The following is a 16,943-nucleotide window of genomic DNA, read 5'->3' as shown; positions in this document are numbered from 1 at the left end:
ATATCCATATAACGAAACCGGGCACGGAAGGTATCACAGGCTGGCCCGGCGTGCAGCGCATACAAAAACGCCCCCACCCGCATTGGGAGGGGGCGACAGGCGCTGTGCGGCTCAGGGTTTTGTGGTTTGCGCAACCACGCTGCCGGCATCCCAGCCGCCGCCCAGGGCCTTGTACAGGCTGACCACGGCGTTCAGCTGGCTGCGCTGGGTGTCGATCAGGCCGGATTCGGCCTGCGCCAGGTCGCGCTGGGCATTCAGCACTTCCAGGTAGCTGGAATAGCCGTTCTTGTAGCGCAGGTCGGCCAGGCGCAGGGTGCTGCGCAGGGCTTCGATCCGCTTGGCGGTGGTGGTGGTGATCTCGCGGCCGGCGGCCACGTTGTTCAGCGCGTCGTGCACATCGCGGAAGGCGTTCTGCACCGTCTGGGTGTAGGTGGCCACCGCCTGCTGCTGGCGGGCGTTGGCCGCAGCCACCACGGCATCGATGGCACCGGCGCGGAAGATCGGCTGGGTCAGGTTGCCCACCAGGTTCCAGAACAGGGAGGCCGGGTCGAACAGGTCCGACAGGTCTTTGGACTGGTAGCCCACCCCGGCCGTCAGGCTGAGCTTGGGGAAGTAAGCGGCGCGGGCCTGGCCGATGTCGGCATTCGCCGCAATCAGGCTTTGCTCGGCGCTCACCACGTCGGGCCGGCGGGTCAGCACATCCGAGGGCAAATCCGCAGGAATCGCCTGGGCCGTGTACAGCGCGCCCAGATCGGCACCGCGGGCCAGTACCGGGTTCATGATGTCGCTGGGCTTGCGGCCCAGCAGCACGGTCAGCGCCGACTCGGCATTGGCGCGGCTCTGCCGGGTCTGCTGCAGCGTGGCCTGGATGCCCGCGGCTTCGGATTCGGCTTGGCGCAGGTCCAGCTCGCCGATCACGCCACCGTCAAACCGGCGGTTCTGCAGGCGCAGGTTTTCCGTGCGGGTGGCCATGGTCTGCTCGCCCAGCACCAGCTGGGCATCGAGTGCGCGCAGAGCGAAGTAGCTTTGCGCCACGTTCGCGTACAGCGTGGTCAGCACCGTGCCGCGGCTGGCGGCCTGGCCGAGCAAACGGGCCTTGGCGGCCTCGTCGGCACGCGCGTATTTGCCCCAGAAGTCGATCTCGTAGCTGGCACTCAGGCCCAGCTGGCGGTCGTTCGAATAGGGGTTGGCGCCCGGGGTAAACGAAGCCGAATTCTCGCTGCCCTTGCGGCGCGTGGCGCTGGCGTTCAGATCCACCGTGGGGTAGAAGTTGGACGCGTTCTGGTCCAGAGTGGCGCGGGCTTCGGCGATGCGGGCGGTGGCCAGGGCCAGGTCCTGGCTGTTGCTCGCGGCTTCCTGCAGCAAGGCATCCAGCACCGGGTCGTTAAAACCCTTCCACCAGGCCAGCCAGTCCACATTGGTGGCCGTGCCGTTGCCCGTCAAGCTGGTGGGCAGATCCAGCGCCGGGCGCTGGTAATTAGGGCCAACAGTGGCTATACCGCAGGCGCTGACTGCACAAGCAGCTACCAAAGTAATAGCAAATGACCGGATTGTGCGCTTACAGACCATGTTGCGCTCCTTCGCCATGGGCGGGTTTGTTCAAGCTCTTGAAATCGTCCGGCGTGCTGCGGAAGTTCCAGTCGTTGACCAATTTGAAGAACAGCGGCACCAAAAACACCGCCAGGAAAGTCGCGGCCAGCATGCCGCCCAGCACACCGGTACCGATGGACTGGCGGGCTGCCGCACCCGCACCGCTGGAGAATGCCAGTGGCACCACCCCCAGGATGAAGGCCAGCGAGGTCATCAGAATCGGCCGGAAGCGCAGGCGGGCCGCTTCCAGCGCGGCGGCGACGGGCGACAGCCCCTCGTGCACCTTCATCATGGCGAACTCGACGATCAGAATCGCGTTCTTGGCCGACAAGCCCAGCAGCGTCACCAGACCGATCTGGAAGTACACGTCGTTGACGTAGTTGCGCAGATACACCGCCACCAGGGCGCCGAAGATACCGAACGGCAAGGCCAGCAGCACCGAGAACGGCAGCGACCACTTTTCATACTGCGCAGCCAGGATCAGGAAAATCATCACAAAACCTGCCACCAGCGCCAGCGAGCTGGAGCCGCTGCTGCGCTTCTGCTGGAATGCGGTACCGCCCCAGTCGAAGCCCACGTCGGTCGGCAAGACCTTGTTGGCCGCGCGTTCCATGGCGGCAATCGCCTGGCCCGAGCTGTAGCCGGGCTTGGGGTCGCCCAGGATCTGGATCGAGGGCAGCGCGTTGAAATGCTGCACCGAGTCCGGGCCGGCAACAAACTTCACGTCGGCCACCGAGCGGATCTGGATCATCTGGCCGGTCTTGGAGCGCACATACAGCGCACCGATGTCGTCCGGCTTGGAGCGGAACTGGCCCTCAGCCTGCATCAGCACCTGGTAGATACGGCCGCTCTTGTTGAAGTCGTTCACGTAGTAGCTGCCCAGCGTCGCCGCCAGGGTGTTGTAGATGTCGGCCACGGCGATGCCCATGGAGCGGGCTTTTTCGGTGTCCACGCTCACGTAGAGCTGGGGCGAATTGGCCTGCCACAGGGTTTTGACGCCTTGCAGCTCGGGCTGCTTGTTGGCTTCTTCCAGCAGGGCTGGCAACAGCTGCGCCAAGCGCCGCACACCGCCGTCACCCTTGTTCTGCATGTAGAACTCAAAGCCGCCGGTCTGGCCCAGGCCCTGGATCGCAGGCGGGCTGAACGCCAGCGGCAAGCCTTCCTTGATGCCGCCGGTCTTCATGAAGAACTCGCCCACCAGGTCTTTGGCCGACTGGTCGCGGTGTTCCCACGGCACCAGCGGGAAGAACATAGTGGCTGCCGACGACTTCAGGCCGCCGCCACCCAGGAAGTTCAAGCCCACCAGGCTGAAGGTGGTGTCGATGTTTTTGTTCGAACCGACAGCAGCTTCGATCTGCTTCACCACATCGTCGGTACGCGCCAGGGACGAGCCTTCGGGCAAGATGGCCGCGGCAATAAAGTAGCCCTGGTCCTCATCGGGCACCAGGCCACCGGGCACGATCTTGAACAGCACGCCGGTCAGCGCGCCCATGCAGACGAACAAGACCAGGCCCAGCACGCCGCGCTTCAGGAAGAAGGCCACGCCCTTGGTGTAGCGGTGGGTCAGCTTCTCGAAGCTGCGGTTGAACCAGCTGAAAAATGCGTTCTTGCGCTCGGCACCCGGCTTGAGCAGCACGGCGCAGAGGGCCGGCGTCAAGGTCAGCGCGACGACGCCGGACAAACACACGGCGATGGTGATGGTCACCGAGAACTGCCGGTACAGCTCACCCGCCAGGCCGCCCAGGAAGGCGACAGGGATGAAGGCCGCACACAGCACCAGCACAATCGCAATCACCGGGCCGGTCACTTCGCGCATGGCTTCGATCGCCGCTTCGCGCGGGCTCATGCCCTCTTCGTGCATCAGGCGCTCGACGTTCTCCAGCACCACGATCGCATCGTCCACCACGATACCAATGGCCAGCACCATGCCGAACAGGGTCAGCGTGTTGATGCTGTAGCCCAGCAGATGCAGGCCGGCCATGGTGCCGATCAGCGATACCGGCACCGCCAGCGTCGGGATGATGGTGGCGCGCCAGCTTTGCAGGAACAAATACACCACCAGGAACACCAGCACCATGGCTTCGGCCAGGGTCTTCAGCACTTCGCGGATCGATTCGGTCACGAAGGGCGTGGTGTCGTAGGGGGTCGAATAGGTCAGGCCGTCGGGGAACTTGGTCTTGAGTTCGATCAGGGTTTTTTCCAGCGCTTCGCGGGTGTCCAGCGCATTCGCGCCGGTTTGCAGGAACACACCGATAGGCACGGAGGGGTGGCCGTTCACACGGCCATAGAAGTTGTAATCCTTGGAGCCGAGTTCGACCCGCGCCACGTCGCGCAGGCGCACGATCGAGCCCTTGTCGCCGCTGCGCACCACGATGTTGCCGAAGTCTTCAGCCTCCAGCAACCGGCCTTTGGCGGTCACCGTCAGGGTCAGTTCTTCGGTGTTGTTCGGCGGGGCGCCGATCTTGCCGGCCGCGTACTGGGCGTTCTGCTCGGTGACGGCGCTGCTGATGTCGCCCACGGTGATGCCCATCTGTGCCATGCGGTCGGGGCGCAGCCAGATCCGCATCGCGTAATCCTTGGCACCGAAGATCTGCACATTGGTGGTGCCGGGCACGCGCTTGATCGCGTCCAGCACGTTCTGCGTCAAGTAGTTGGAGATGTACAGCGCATCGTAGCGGTCGTCGGGCGCATAGAAGGCCGCCACCGCCATGAAACTGGACGAGCTCTTGGCTACCGTCACGCCCTGGCGCTGCACTTCCTGCGGCAGCTTGTTCAGCACCTGGTTGACGCGGTTGTTCACGTTCACCGCGGCGATGTCCAGGTCGGTACCCACGTCGAAGGTGATGCTGATGGCCACCGCGCCGTCGCCGGACGAGGTGGAGCTCATGTAGAGCATGTTTTCAACGCCGTTGATGGCCTGCTCGATGGGCGCGGCCACGGTGGTTTCCAGCACTTCGGCCGAAGCACCGGGGTAGACCGCGCTGACGCTGACCACGGGAGGCGAGATTTCCGGGTAGCGCGAGATCGGCAGCACACGCATGGCGGCCAACCCGGCAAGCACCAGGAACAGCGATAGCACCGTCGCGAAAATCGGACGGTCAATAAAGAACTTGGAGAACATGGGTCTGTCGCTCCTTATTTCGCAGCAGCAGATGCAGCACTAGCGGGCGCTGCAGGTGGTTTTTCTGCTGCGGCAGGAGCGACAGGCGGTTTGCCGTCGGCGGCCTTGGCCACATAGGGCACGGGTTTGACCGTCATGCCGGGCTCGTGCGCCTTGATAAAGCCTTCGACCAGCACCCGGTCGCCGCTTTGCACGCCCTTGGTGACGATCCATTCACCCTTGGTCCAGCCGTCCAGCTCGACCGGGCGCGGTGCCAGCTTGTTGTCGGGGGTGACCAGGAACACGATCTTGCCCATCGGGCTGTCGATCACCGCACGCTGGGGCACGCTGATGGAATTGGGCCGGCTGGCGCCGCCCAGCAGCACGCGCACAAACTGGCCGGGGCGCAGGCTGCCATCGGGATTCGGGATCTCGGCGCGGGCGTCGAAGCTGCCGGTGGTCGGGTTCACTTTTTCGCTGGCGAAATTCAGCTTGCCGGTGCGCGGGTACAGGCTGCCGTCGGCCAGCTTCACATTCACGCTGAAGCCCAGGCTGCCATTGGCCGAGCGCTGGCCGGGCACAGCCAGCTGGCCGGACGAGACCTGCTTGGTCATGCGCAGCAAGTCGCTTTCCGAGATGCTGAAATTCACGTAGATCGGGTTGGTCTGCACGATGGTGGTCAGCAGACTGTCGCTGGCCGTGACCAGGCTACCGTCCGACTTGCTGGCGGTGCCGGTGGTGCCGCTGATGGGCGCAACCACCTTGGTGTAGCCCAGGTTCAAACGGGCTTCATTGGCCTGGGCCTGGGCCTGCTTCAGCGAAGCCTCGGCCGATTCCAGCGCCGACTTGCTGTCGTCGAATTCCTTCTGGCTGATGGCCTTCTCGGCAATCAGGGGTACCAGGCGGGCCTGGTCGCGGCGCGCCTGGTTGACCTTGGCTTGGGCGACCGCCACGTTGGCTTCTGCAGAGGCCACCTGGGTCTGGAAGTTGGAGGGGTCGATCTGGAACAGCGGCGTACCGGCCTTGACGGTCGCGCCTTCTTCGAACAAACGCTTGTTCAGGATGCCGGCGACGCGGGCGCGGACTTCGGTCTCACGCGAACCAGCGGTCTGGCCCACATATTCGAGCTCTACGGAATGCGACTGGGCCTGCACCGTCACCACCGACACTTCGGGCGGCGGCATCTGGCCACCCGCAGGACCGGCCTGGGAGGCAGACTTGCCACAGGCCACCAAGGCCAATGGCAGTGCAGCGAACAGAAAAGGTGCCATCCACCGCCGGCGCAACGAGCGCACATGGGGGTGATCGGTCGATGGAGCGCTGGAGGGTGCAATAGACATAGACATAGAAGTGTTTAAATGGTTGATGTAGTATTACATACATTCATGCATGTTTATCTCAAATTGGGTAGTAACCCTTAAGCAACCCCCATACCATGGCTAGAAAAACCAAAGAAGACGCAGAGCTTACGTACGCTGCGTTACTGGACGCCGCGGAACAGGTGTTTTTTGATAAAGGTGTGGCCCAAACCACGCTGAACGATATTGCCGCTGCCGCGGGCATGACCCGTGGCGCCATCTACTGGCATTTCAAGGACAAGGCCGATGTACTCCAGGCCTTGTTCAAGCAGGCCATGTTACCCATGGAATCCATGCTCGTCGAGTTGGACATGTGCGCCGAGACCGATCCGCTGGGCGCACTGCGCTATATGTGCATCCATGCACTGAGCAACCTGGCCCGGTCGACCCAGCAGCAGCGGGTGTTCAGCATCATGTTCCTGAAATGCGAAAACGTCGGCGAAGTCGTCACGGTGATGAAGGACAAGCTGGAGCGCCGCGACGAATGCATGGCACGGGTGCGGCGCAAGTTGCTCAAGGCGGTGGAAATCGGCCAGCTGCCAGCTGACACCGATGTGTTCCTGAGCCAGCAGGTGCTGAACAGCTTCATGGGCGGCACCATGCGCGAATGGCTGCTGGCCCCGCACCTGTTTGCGCTGGACACCGCGGCCCCGGCCATGGTCGACATGGTGCTGGCCGGGCTGCGCACGAACCCGCCGCGCTTGCCGGCCAGCTGAGTTCCTCGGCTACAGTGCAGGCCATGCAAGGCCTGCACCTCACCGCCGATCTCCACCGCTGCCGCTGCGCCTCGGCCTGGCTGCTCGACGCCACCCTGCTGGGCGTGGCCTGCCGCGATGCGGTGCAAGCCGTAGGCCTGCAGGCGGTGGGCGAACTCTTCCATACTTTTCCGGCCACAGCGCAGGGCCCTGGAGGGGTTACAGCTACTATTTTGCTAGCAGAATCGCATTTGTGCGTGCACACCTGGCCAGAGCAAAGCGCGGTCACCTTAGACGTGTATGTGTGCAACTTCGGTGCCGACCACTCGGCCAAGGCCCAGGGGTTGATCGATGCGCTGATTGCACTGTTCATGCCGGCGCAGGTGCAGCGCAACGCCTTGCAGCGCGGCACCATCCCTGGCACCACCCACACCTGATGCTCCGACCGCAGCTCAACTTCCACCAACGCATCACCGCCCTGGTGTGGGCGCGCCGCGGTCTGTTCCTGCTGCTGGTGCCGGTGTGCATCGCAGGTTTTGCACGGCACCCCTGGTGGCCCGCCCTGGTACTGGCCATGGGCGCCATGCTGTGGACGGCGCTGCGCTCCTGGGAACTGAGTGTGCGCCGGCAGTTCATCCGCGATGCCGAGTTGCCGCGTTTTCTAGTGCCGAAGATTCTGGCCGCCCACCCTGGCCTGCAAGAGCGGGACGCCGAGCTGGTGCTGCGTGGGCTGCGGCAGTTCTTCATGGCGCATTTGCGCAGCGACCGCAAATTTGTGGGCATGCCCTCCAAGGTGGTCGACACCGCCTGGCACGCCTACATCCTGCACACCCAGGGCTATGCGCTGTGGTGCCAGCGGGCTTTTGGCCGCATGCTGCACCACACCCCTGCTGAAGTGATGGGCAGCAATAGCCGGCACAACGACGGCCTGCGCCGCACCTGGTATTGGGCCTGCAAGGAAGAAAGCATTCATCCACGCAAGCCCACCCGCTTGCCCCTGCTGTTCGCGCTGGACGCCAAGTTCGGCATCGAAGGCGGCTACCACTACACCCCCGACTGCCGCAGCGTGGGTGCGCAAAGCGATGCCGGCGGCTACTGCGGCACCGACCTCAGCAGCAGCAGCAGCGGAGGCTGCGGTGGCGGAGATTCCGGTAGCTCCGACAGCAGCTCCAGCAGCGGCGACAGCGGGGGTTCCGACGGCGGCGGATGCGGGGGTGGCTGCGGTGGCGGCGGCGACTAGGGCCTGTTCACGCTATGGATACAAGATGCGTTGCTGTCCAAGAGGCCAGAGGCAAGGCGTAAAACGCAGCCGGGGTGAACCCCGGCAAGGCTTTGCAACGCTGCGGCTGGTCTTTTGGGCTGCAACCCGCAGGGAACGTGGCTAGAAAAGCGCCAATCAAGGCGCGGGACGACGGCCAGGCTGGCCGCCTGGCCTAGGACCGCAACGCGGAGTGGCGTTTTTCTAGCCACGTTCGCACTTGCATCCATAGCGTGAACAGGCCCTAGCCGCCGGGTATCATTCCCTTTCAACCCCAGCTACCGGAGCACACCATGGCCTTGATGGACTTCATCCGCAAACAGTTCATTGACATCATCCAATGGACCGAAGACAGCGACGGCACACTGGCCTGGCGCTTCCCCATGGCCGACATGGAAATCCAGAACGGCGCCGCACTGGTGGTGCGCGCCTCCCAGGTGGCGGTCTTCGTCAACGAAGGCCGGGTGGCCGATGTGTTCGGCCCCGGCACCCACAAGCTGACCACCCAAACCCTGCCAGTACTCACCTACCTGAAGAACTGGGACAAGCTGTTCGAGTCGCCCTTCAAGAGCGATGTCTACTTCTTTAGCACGCGCCAGCAGATCGACCAAAAATGGGGTACGCCCCAGCCCATCACCATCCGCGACAAGGACTTCGGTGCGGTGCGGCTGCGCGCCTTCGGCAACTACAGCTTCCGCATTGCCGACCCCAAACTGTTCCACACCGAAATCTCCGGCACCCGCGACAGCTACGGCGTGAACGACCTGGACGGCCAGCTGCGCGGTCTGGTGCTGCAAAACATCAGCAACGCCATCGCCAGCAGCGGCATCCCGTTCCTGGACCTGGCCTCGAACCAGTTGGTGTTTGCCCAGGCGCTGGCCACCCAGCTGGCGCCCGAGTTCGCCAAGATCGGCCTGCAGCTGGACGGCATGACGGTGCAAAACGTCTCGCTGCCCGAAGAGCTGCAAAAAATCCTCGACCAGAAGATCGGCATGGGCATGGTAGGCAACGACATGGGCAAGTTCATGCAGTACCAGACCGCACAAGCCATCCCCAAATTCGCCGAAGGTGCGGGCTCGGGTAGCGGCATTGCCGGCGATGCCATGGGCCTTGGCGCAGGCGTGGCGCTGGGCCAAGTGCTGGCGCAGAACATGCAGGCCGGCCTGCAAGGCGGCGCAGCGCCAGCAGCACCGGCGATAGGCGTCAAACCCGAGGAAGTCATGGCCACACTGGAAAAGCTCGGTGAGCTCAAGACCAAGGGCATCCTGACCCAAGAGGAATTTGACGCCAAAAAAGCCGAGCTGCTGAAGAAGCTGGTTTAAGCCCTTCGCTGCGTGGCGTCCCCTTCGATCCAGCGCGCCTACCGCGCGCCCTGCCCTGGCTGCGGCGCGCCGGTGGACTTCCTGAGCGCGCAGTCCAGCCACGCAGTCTGCGGGTATTGCCAGAGCACGGTGGTGCGCAATGGCGAAACCCTGTCGCGCATCGGCAAGATGGCCGAGCTGTTCGACGACCACAGCCTGCTGCAGCTGCAGGTCTCCGGCCAATGGAAGTCGCAGAATTTCACCCTGGTCGGACGCCTGCAGTACAAGTACGCCGAGGGCACCTGGACCGAATGGCACGCGGTGCTCACCGATGGCAGTAGCGCCTATTTGAGCGAAGACAACGGCTCCTATGTGTTCAGCACGCCACAGTTGTCGCGGGCAGCGCTGCCCCCGGCCGATCGCTTTCGCATTGGCGCTACCACCACCATCAATGGCAAGAGCTTCAGCGTCGCGTCGAACCAGCAGGTTTCGTTGCTGTCGGCCCAGGGCGAGCTGCCGCACCTGCCCGCACTGGGAGTGCCATTTGCCATGGTCGAGCTGCGCAGTGCCGCGGGTGAAGTGCTCAGCCTGGATTACGGCGTGCAGCCGCCTGCAAGTTCCCTCGGCAGCGCAGTGCTGCTGGACGATCTGCAACTGGTCGGCCTGCGTGCCGAGTCCAGCAAGGAAGAAAAAGGCCGCGAGTTCAGCTGCCCCAGCTGCGGTGCGCCGGTCACGGTGGCCCTGGCCAGCAGCAAGAGCATCACCTGCGGGTCTTGCCACAGCCTGATCGACCTGACGTCCGGCATAGGCGCCGAGCTGCGGCACGCCAGCCAGGACGAGCCGGTGCAGCCGCTGATTGCGCTGGGCAGCACCGGCAAGCTGCAGGGCGTGGACTGGCAGGTGGTCGGCTTTCAGCACCGCATGGGCAGCACGCCGGGCGACGACGAGCAGTTTGGCTGGGAGGAATACCTGCTCTTCAATGCCAAGCGCGGCTTCATCTTTCTGGTCGATTCCACCGAGGGTTGGAGCGTGGTCAAACCCACCACCGGCGCGCCCGAAATGACCGGCAGCGGCCAAAGCGCCACCTACCTGGGCAGCCGCTACCAGCTGAAGGAGAGCTACAACGCCGAAACCACCTATGTGCTGGGCGAGTTCTACTGGCAGGTGCAGCGCGGCCAAAAGACCAGCAACCGCGATTTCAGCAGTGGCAAAAGCCTGCTGTCGCTGGAGCAATCGGCCCAGGAAGTGACCTGGTCGGTGGGCAGCAAAATCGACAGCGCCCTGGTGGCCAGCGCGTTCAAGCTGGAAGGCAAGAAAGAGCTGCTCAAACGCAGCGACGCCAGCCCCCTGAGCAGCGGCTTGAATGTGAGCCTGAGCACGGTGCTGTGGATTTTTCTGATTTTGCTGGTGCTGGCACTGGTGTTCAGTCGGCGCAGCAATTGCGACCCGAATGTGCAGAACTGCAGCTCCTCGGGCAGCTACCGCAGTTCGGGCGGCTCGTTCGGGGGTTTTTCCACCGGCGGCGGGCATAAATAGTTACGGCTTGCCACGCAAGTCTTCATCATTTCAAAGGAGATTCCCATGGATATTGAATGGTTGAAAGCCGGAGTCGTCGTGGGCTCCATCCTCTACGCGCTGATCGGTGTCTTGATTTTTGGGCTCTGCTTCATCGTGATGGACAAGCTCACGCCCTACAAGCTGTGGGAAGAAATCATCGAGAAGCAGAACCTGGCACTGGCCCTGGTGGTGGCCGCCATGTCGCTCGGTATCTGCATCATCGTAGCGGCCGCGATCCATTGAAGCTGGCTGAAAAATCCGGGCCGCGCCCGGTCGAGGTGGCGCTGCTGGCCTCGGTATTCGTGGTCTCGGCCTGCGGCCTGGTGTACGAGCTGGCGGCGGGCGCGCTGGCGTCCTATCTGCTGGGCGACTCGGTGCTGCAGTTCTCCACCATCATCGGCACCTACCTGTTTGCCATGGGCGTGGGCTCGTACCTGTCGCGCTTTTTCGAGCGCCAGCTGCCAGCGCATTTTTTACGCATAGAACTGCTAGTAGCGCTGATAGGTGGTGCGCTACCAGCTCTTCTTTTTATAGCAAACGCCTACCTGCCCGGCACCTTCCGCCCGCTGCTCTACAGCCTGGTGCTGCTGGTTGGCACCCTGGTTGGGCTGGAGATTCCGCTGGTCATGCGCATCCTGCAGCGCAACGTGGCGCTGAAGGACCTGGTGTCGCAGGTGCTGACCTTCGACTACCTGGGCGCACTGGCGGTGTCGCTGGCCTTTCCGCTGCTGCTGGTGCCGCAGCTGGGGCTGATACGCACCGGCCTGCTGTTTGGCCTGATGAACGCCGCCGTGGCGGTCTGGGCGCTGTGGCTGTTCCGGCACGACCTGCGCCAGTTCAAAGCCCATGCACTGGCCTGCTTTTTCACCCTGGCCGCCCTGGCTGCCGGCATGGCGGCTGCCGACCACATCACCAGCTGGGCCGAAGACAAGCTCTACCAGGACCGCGTGGTGTTCGCCAGCACCAGCCCCTACCAGCGCATCGTGGTGACGAACGGCGTGGGCGACGGCAAGGCCGGTTACCGCCTGTTCCTGAACGGCAATCTGCAGTTCGCCCAACGCGACGAATACCGCTACCACGAAGCCCTGGTGCACCCCGCCATGTCCGCCTACTCGGCCACGGGAGCTGCACCCAAGAAAGTCGCTGTGCTCGGCGGCGGCGACGGCATGGCGGTGCGCGAAATCCTCAAATACCCGGGCGTGGAAAGCATCACCCTGGTCGAGCTGGACCCGGCCATGACCACGCTGTTCAGCCAGCAACCCGCGCTGGTCCAGCTCAATGGCGGCGCACTGCAGTCCCCCAAGGTCCACGTCATCAACACCGACGCCTTCCACTGGCTGCAAACCACCTCGGACAGCTTCGACGTCGTCATCGTCGACTTCCCCGACCCGACCAATTTCGCCATCGGCAAGCTCTACACCAACTCGTTCTACAGCCTGCTCGACCAGCGCCTGTCGGTCAGCGGCTACGCCGTCATCCAGACCACATCGCCACTGGTGGCGCGCAAGAGCTTCTGGACCGTCGCGACCACCATCGAATCGGTCGGCCTGACCGCCACGCCCTACCACGCCCACGTGCCCAGCTTCGGCGAATGGGGCTTCGTCATCGCCAGCCGCCGGCCCTACCGCATCCCCAGCGCGCTGCCGTCCGGCCTGCGCTTCCTCAGCCCGCCCAGCCTGCCCGCGCTGTTCGACTTCCCGTTGGACATGGCGCGCGTGCCGACCGAAGTGAACCGGCTATCGAACCAGGTACTGGTGACGACCTACGAGGCCGAATGGGGCAAGGTTGGACGCTAAGCACATATTTCAATTTGCCAACATGACCCAGTTCCCCTACAGCTACCGGACCGACGCGCAAGTTCCTGCGTTTCCAGACGAGAAGCCGATCATCGTTTTTGATGGCCATTGCGTGTTGTGTTCTGGCTGGGCGAACTTCGTACTGCGACATGACAAGCGCAAGACCTACCGTCTGCTTGCAGCCCAATCCCCCATAGGCCAGGCGCTCTATCAGCACTATGGTTTGGGTGGCGATGATTACCAGAGCAATCTGCTGATCCAGGACGGAACGGTCTTCATCAAATCCGAGGGGACCATACGCATGTTCCGCGGCCTAGGTTGGCCCTGGCGCGCCGTCGGCCTGCTGCGCGCCCTGCCTCCGGCATGGCGTGACTGGCTATACGACGGGCTGGCGCGCAACCGCCTGCGCTGGTTTGGCAGCCAAGATAGCTGCTACTTGCCAGCGCCCGAAGACCTCGACCGTTTCATTGTGGGCTGAACCCATGAACATACTGATCCTGGGAGCCTATGGTGTTTTTGGCACGCGCCTGTGTGAATTGCTGGCCGGCTATCAGCAGCTCTGCCTGCTGGTCGGCGGCAGAAACCTACCCAAAGCGCAAGCCCTGTGCAGCGCACTACCAGGACCGGCGAAATGTGAGCCCCTGCTGGTGGATCGTGATCGGCTCAAGGCTGAGGATTTACAACGCATGCAGATTGCCATCGTCATCGATGCGAGCGGTCCGTTTCAGGCATATGGCGATACGCGCTACAACGCTGTCCGGGCATGTCTGGAAGCCGGCGTGAACTACCTGGACTTTGCCGACGGTGCCGATTTCGTGGAAGGTATCTCGGTATTTGATGAACAAGCCCGGCAACGCGGCATTTTTGTACTGTCGGGTGCCAGCAGCTTTCCCGTACTGACGGCTGCTGTAGTCCGCATGCTGACGCGGGACATGCCCACCGTGCAGTGCATCACGGGTGGTATCGCTCCCTCGCCCTTTGCAGTAGTGGGTAAAAACGTCATCCGCGCCATCGCAGGCTATGCGGGCCAACCAGTGCAACTGGTGAGAGACGGCAAAACCCACACAGGCCATGCGCTGATGGAGATACGCTACTACACCATCGCTCCTCCGGGCTACGCTCCATTGCGACACACCCGATTTTCCCTGGTGGAAGTGCCCGATCTGCAAGTACTGCCCAAGCTATGGACTGGCCTGACAGAAATCTGGATGGGCGCTGGCCCCACACCCGAAATACTGCACCGCATGCTCAACGGTATGGCCTGCTTGGTACGCTGGCGCCTCATCTCGTCGCTTGCCCCGTTCAGCCTGCTTTTTTTCCATGCCATCAACCTGCTGCGCTGGGGCGAACACCGTGGCGGCATGTACGTGGAAGTCCGTGGGCTGTCTGCGGAGCAACAGCCCATGCACCGCTCCTGGCACCTGCTGGCCGAAGGCGAAGACGGCCCCTATATTCCCTGCATGGCCTTGCAAGCCATCGTGAAGAAAGTGCTCCGTCACCAGCCTCCCGCACCCGGTGCCAGACCGGCCACCAACGACCTGGAAGTCGCAGACTACGACGCCCTGTTTGCGCAGCGGACCATTTACACCGGCGTGCGAGAACACAGCCCCGGACAGCAGATACAAGGAGTGTTCCCGCTGCTGCTAGGCAATGCGTTCAACCATCTGCCCTCAGCGGTAAAAGCCGCCCACCAGGTTCAGCAGCAACAGACTTTGGCAGGCCGTGCCAGCGTACAACGCGGCACTGGATTCTGTGCGAACAGCATCGCAACTTTGTTTGGCTTTCCTACAGCCAGCCCCGACATCGCCGTTAGCGTGCAGATGCAGCAGCAAAATGGCAACGAGGTATGGCATCGGCGCTTCGATACCCAGCGCTTTACCAGCACGCTTTCCACAGGTGCCGGCCCGCTCGAATGGCTGCTGGTCGAGCGATTTGGTCCGCTGCGCTTTCACATTGCTTTGGTGGTAGCAGAAAAAAAATTGCACTGGGTGGTGCGCGGCGCAACTTTCTTAGGCCTGCCCCTTCCGCGTTATCTGGTGCCCGGCGGCAACAGCTACGAATATGAATCCCAGGGCCGCTTTCACTTTCATGTTGAAGTGTGTCTCCCGCTGATCGGCCTGATCGTGCGGTACCAAGGCTGGCTGGAGCCAGCCGCATAGAAGATACGTGTTCAGTTCGAACGCTGGATTGCGGCCAGCGCCACCCGTGCAGCCGCCAGATCCCAGGCCGCCTGGCCCACGGTTTTGAACACCGGCACTGCAGCCCCCGGGGCAAGTGGCGTATCCAGCACCGAAGACAGATCCCGCACCTGGGCCCAGTCCACGCCGGCCTGCAGCAAATCGCCGGCTTCGTGCCGGGCGCCGCCCAGGTCGTCCACCACGATCTGCCGGCAGTGCAGCAAGGGCGGGGGGAATTCCGCCATATCCGGCTTGAACGCGCCCACGCCTATGGCCAGGGTCTGCGCACCGATGTGCGCGGGGATCACCGGCGTACGCGATGTCGTCAAGGCCAGCACCAGATCGGTGGCGGGCAAGACATTGTCCATTTCGCTCACAGCCATGGCAGTGGCACGGGCGTGCGGATGCCGGGCCTGCAGGGCTGCGCAGAAGGCCTGGGCGGCCTGCAGGCTGCGTCCCGCAATCCAGAACTGCGCCAAGCCCAGATGCTCGACCAGCGCATCCACATGGGCGGCGGCCTGGGCACCGGTGCCGATCAGCAACGCCGTCTTGGGCGTATGCGGTGCCAGGGTCTGGATGCCCAGCAGGGTGACGGCCGCGGTGCGGCGCGCGGTGACGGTGGGACCGTCCAGCAAGGCCAGGCGGCGGCCGCTGGCGGTATCCATCACCACCACCTCACCCTGGATCACCGGCAGGCCTTGCGCGGCATTGCGCGGGTGCACGGTGACCAGCTTGGTCACGCTGAAGTCGCGCCCCACGGCGGGCATGGCCAGCAGCACGCCGCCTTCGGTCATGGGCACGACCAGACGCTCGGGGGCCTGGATCTGTTGCTGCGCCAGCTCGCGCGCGGCCTGGGCTACTGCGGGCACCAGCTGCGCATAGGGCAAGGCCCGGGCAGTCTGTTCGGCATTCAGTATCTGCATGGCGGGCCTCAGCGCAAAAAGAAACCGATGGGGAACGGGTCCAGCTCTTCCAGCACCCACTGGTGGTGGCCCATGATGTGGGCGCTGCCGGTGACCTCGGTGAGCGCGCCGTCGAAGTCGCCAACCTTGACCGCCTGCGCGACCTTCACCTCGAACTTGCTGCCGACGATGCTGCCGTTCACATAGGTTTGCCCCAATGGAAGTTGCCCTCGCAGGAACAGCTGGGCGGCCCGGCCCGAGGTGCCGGTGCCGGTGGGCGAGCGGTCCACCTCGCGGTCGGCAAACACGCAGACGTTGGACTGGTCCACGCCCGCACAGTTGGGTGCGCTGTCGATGATGCTGCCGTACAGCTGGTCCAGCCCCGGCTCCAGCGGGTGCTGGATCTTCACCTGGGCCATCACTGCAGCCTTGGTTTCGGCGCCTAGCTGGATCAGCGAACGGACCAGTTCGGGTTTCACCGTCAGCCCGGCCTGTTCGGCATTCAGGTAGTAGTAGAACGCGCCGCCAAACACGATGTCGCCACGCACCCGGCCAAAGCTGGGGGTCTGCACCTCCAGGTCGCGCAGGTAGATGAAGGCCGGCACGTTCTTGAAGGTGACCTTGCCGGCGCGCTGGCCATCCCACTCCACAAAGGCTTCGATAAAGCCGGCGGGCGCGTCGAAGCCTATGCGCGTCAGCGGGCTGGTGCGCTCCACATAGCCCAGCTCCACCAGCACCTTGCCCAGGGCGATGATGCCGTGGCCGCACATATCGCTATAGCCCTCGTTGTGGATGAAGATCACGCCGAAATCGGCACCGGGCGTGGTCGGCGGCAGCAGGTAGGCGCCGTACATGTCGGCATGGCCGCGCGGCTCGTTCATCAGGAACTGGCGCAAATCGTCGCGGTGGGTCTTGAGCCAGGCGCGCTTGTCCAGAATGCCGGTGCCAGGCACGGCGGGCATGCCAGATACCAAGATGCGCAGTGGCTCACCACCGGTGTGGGCATCCACGGTCTGGATGGTTCGGACGAGATTCAACATGGCGGGCTTTCGGTACAGTGGGGGCGAGAGAACCCAATCTGGCTTTAAATTCAGCGCATCGTATGAAGAATCCTACCCTCCCCGCCACCGGCAAGCAGAAAGCAGCAGGGTTCTATGCGCACCATCGCCTGGCGCGGGCGCCCAAAGACGGGCTGAGCGCTTAAGCTTG

The 16,943-nt window shown here is 63.5% G+C and carries 14 protein-coding genes; 9 read left to right on the top strand and 5 right to left on the bottom strand.

What is annotated here, in order from left to right:
- Positions 1–111: 111 nt before the first annotated feature.
- Genes J2X19_RS09680 through J2X19_RS09670 form a run of 3 tightly spaced genes read right to left on the bottom strand, consistent with a single transcriptional unit; the run spans position 112 to position 5,961 of the window.
- The gene (locus J2X19_RS09680; RefSeq protein WP_310372905.1) at positions 112–1,569 is read right to left on the bottom strand and encodes an efflux transporter outer membrane subunit; all 1,458 of its coding nucleotides are present in this window, start codon (positions 1,567–1,569) and stop codon (positions 112–114) included.
- Entirely contained in the window at positions 1,559–4,711 is a 3,153-nt protein-coding gene (locus J2X19_RS09675; RefSeq protein ID WP_310372903.1) for an efflux RND transporter permease subunit, read from the bottom strand. The genes J2X19_RS09680 and J2X19_RS09675 overlap by 11 nt, the downstream gene beginning before the upstream one ends.
- A 14-nt stretch (positions 4,712–4,725) precedes the next feature.
- Positions 4,726–5,961 (bottom strand): efflux RND transporter periplasmic adaptor subunit, encoded by a 1,236-nt coding sequence (locus J2X19_RS09670; RefSeq protein ID WP_310372901.1) that lies wholly within the window; start codon positions 5,959–5,961, stop codon positions 4,726–4,728.
- Positions 5,962–6,125: 164 nt separating this feature from the next.
- On the opposite strand from J2X19_RS09670, the gene J2X19_RS09665 reads away from it, so the two are divergent.
- The 9 genes from J2X19_RS09665 to J2X19_RS09625 all read left to right on the top strand — a co-directional run bounded on the left by J2X19_RS09665 (position 6,126) and on the right by J2X19_RS09625 (position 14,814).
- Positions 6,126–6,764: a TetR family transcriptional regulator gene (locus J2X19_RS09665; protein WP_310372899.1), complete on the top strand. Its 639-nt coding sequence runs from the start codon at positions 6,126–6,128 to the stop codon at positions 6,762–6,764.
- Between the two features lie 23 nt (positions 6,765–6,787).
- Positions 6,788–7,180, top strand: coding sequence for an S-adenosylmethionine decarboxylase family protein (locus J2X19_RS09660; RefSeq protein WP_310372896.1), 393 nt, complete (start codon positions 6,788–6,790; stop codon positions 7,178–7,180).
- Positions 7,180–7,983, top strand: coding sequence for a glycine-rich domain-containing protein (locus J2X19_RS09655; RefSeq protein ID WP_310372894.1), 804 nt, complete (start codon positions 7,180–7,182; stop codon positions 7,981–7,983). The genes J2X19_RS09660 and J2X19_RS09655 overlap by 1 nt, the downstream gene beginning before the upstream one ends.
- A gap of 311 nt (positions 7,984–8,294) precedes the next feature.
- Positions 8,295–9,323, top strand: a complete 1,029-nt coding sequence (locus J2X19_RS09650) for an SPFH domain-containing protein (RefSeq protein WP_310372892.1) — start codon at positions 8,295–8,297, stop codon at positions 9,321–9,323.
- A 12-nt stretch (positions 9,324–9,335) separates the two neighbouring features.
- Positions 9,336–10,838 (top strand): DUF4178 domain-containing protein, encoded by a 1,503-nt coding sequence (locus tag J2X19_RS09645; protein WP_310372891.1) that lies wholly within the window; start codon positions 9,336–9,338, stop codon positions 10,836–10,838.
- A gap of 45 nt (positions 10,839–10,883) precedes the next feature.
- Entirely contained in the window at positions 10,884–11,102 is a 219-nt protein-coding gene (locus J2X19_RS09640; protein ID WP_310372889.1) for a DUF350 domain-containing protein, read from the top strand.
- The gene (locus J2X19_RS09635; RefSeq protein ID WP_310372887.1) at positions 11,099–12,655 is read left to right on the top strand and encodes a polyamine aminopropyltransferase; all 1,557 of its coding nucleotides are present in this window, start codon (positions 11,099–11,101) and stop codon (positions 12,653–12,655) included. The genes J2X19_RS09640 and J2X19_RS09635 overlap by 4 nt, the downstream gene beginning before the upstream one ends.
- Before the next feature lie 22 nt (positions 12,656–12,677).
- Positions 12,678–13,133 carry a thiol-disulfide oxidoreductase DCC family protein gene (locus J2X19_RS09630; RefSeq protein WP_310372885.1) on the top strand — a complete coding sequence of 152 codons (456 nt, stop codon included), beginning with the start codon at positions 12,678–12,680 and terminating at the stop codon, positions 13,131–13,133.
- Between the two features lie 4 nt (positions 13,134–13,137).
- Positions 13,138–14,814: a saccharopine dehydrogenase family protein gene (locus J2X19_RS09625; RefSeq protein WP_310372883.1), complete on the top strand. Its 1,677-nt coding sequence runs from the start codon at positions 13,138–13,140 to the stop codon at positions 14,812–14,814.
- 11 nt (positions 14,815–14,825) lie between these two features.
- Here J2X19_RS09625 and J2X19_RS09620 read toward each other — a convergent pair whose 3' ends face one another.
- Together J2X19_RS09620 and J2X19_RS09615 are read right to left on the bottom strand one after the other, a co-directional pair.
- A complete protein-coding gene (locus J2X19_RS09620) occupies positions 14,826–15,755 on the bottom strand; it encodes a delta(1)-pyrroline-2-carboxylate reductase family protein (RefSeq protein ID WP_310372881.1) in 930 nt (309 codons plus the stop codon).
- 8 nt (positions 15,756–15,763) lie between these two features.
- The gene (locus J2X19_RS09615) at positions 15,764–16,774 is read right to left on the bottom strand and encodes a proline racemase family protein (RefSeq protein ID WP_310372879.1); all 1,011 of its coding nucleotides are present in this window, start codon (positions 16,772–16,774) and stop codon (positions 15,764–15,766) included.
- Positions 16,775–16,943 lie beyond the last annotated feature (169 nt).

The organism is Rhodoferax ferrireducens (assembly GCF_031458075.1).
GTDB lineage: Bacteria > Pseudomonadota > Gammaproteobacteria > Burkholderiales > Burkholderiaceae_C > Rhodoferax_B > Rhodoferax_B ferrireducens_A.
The sequence above is the reverse complement of the archived record's forward strand: the minus strand, read 5'-3'. Positions and strand labels throughout refer to the sequence as shown.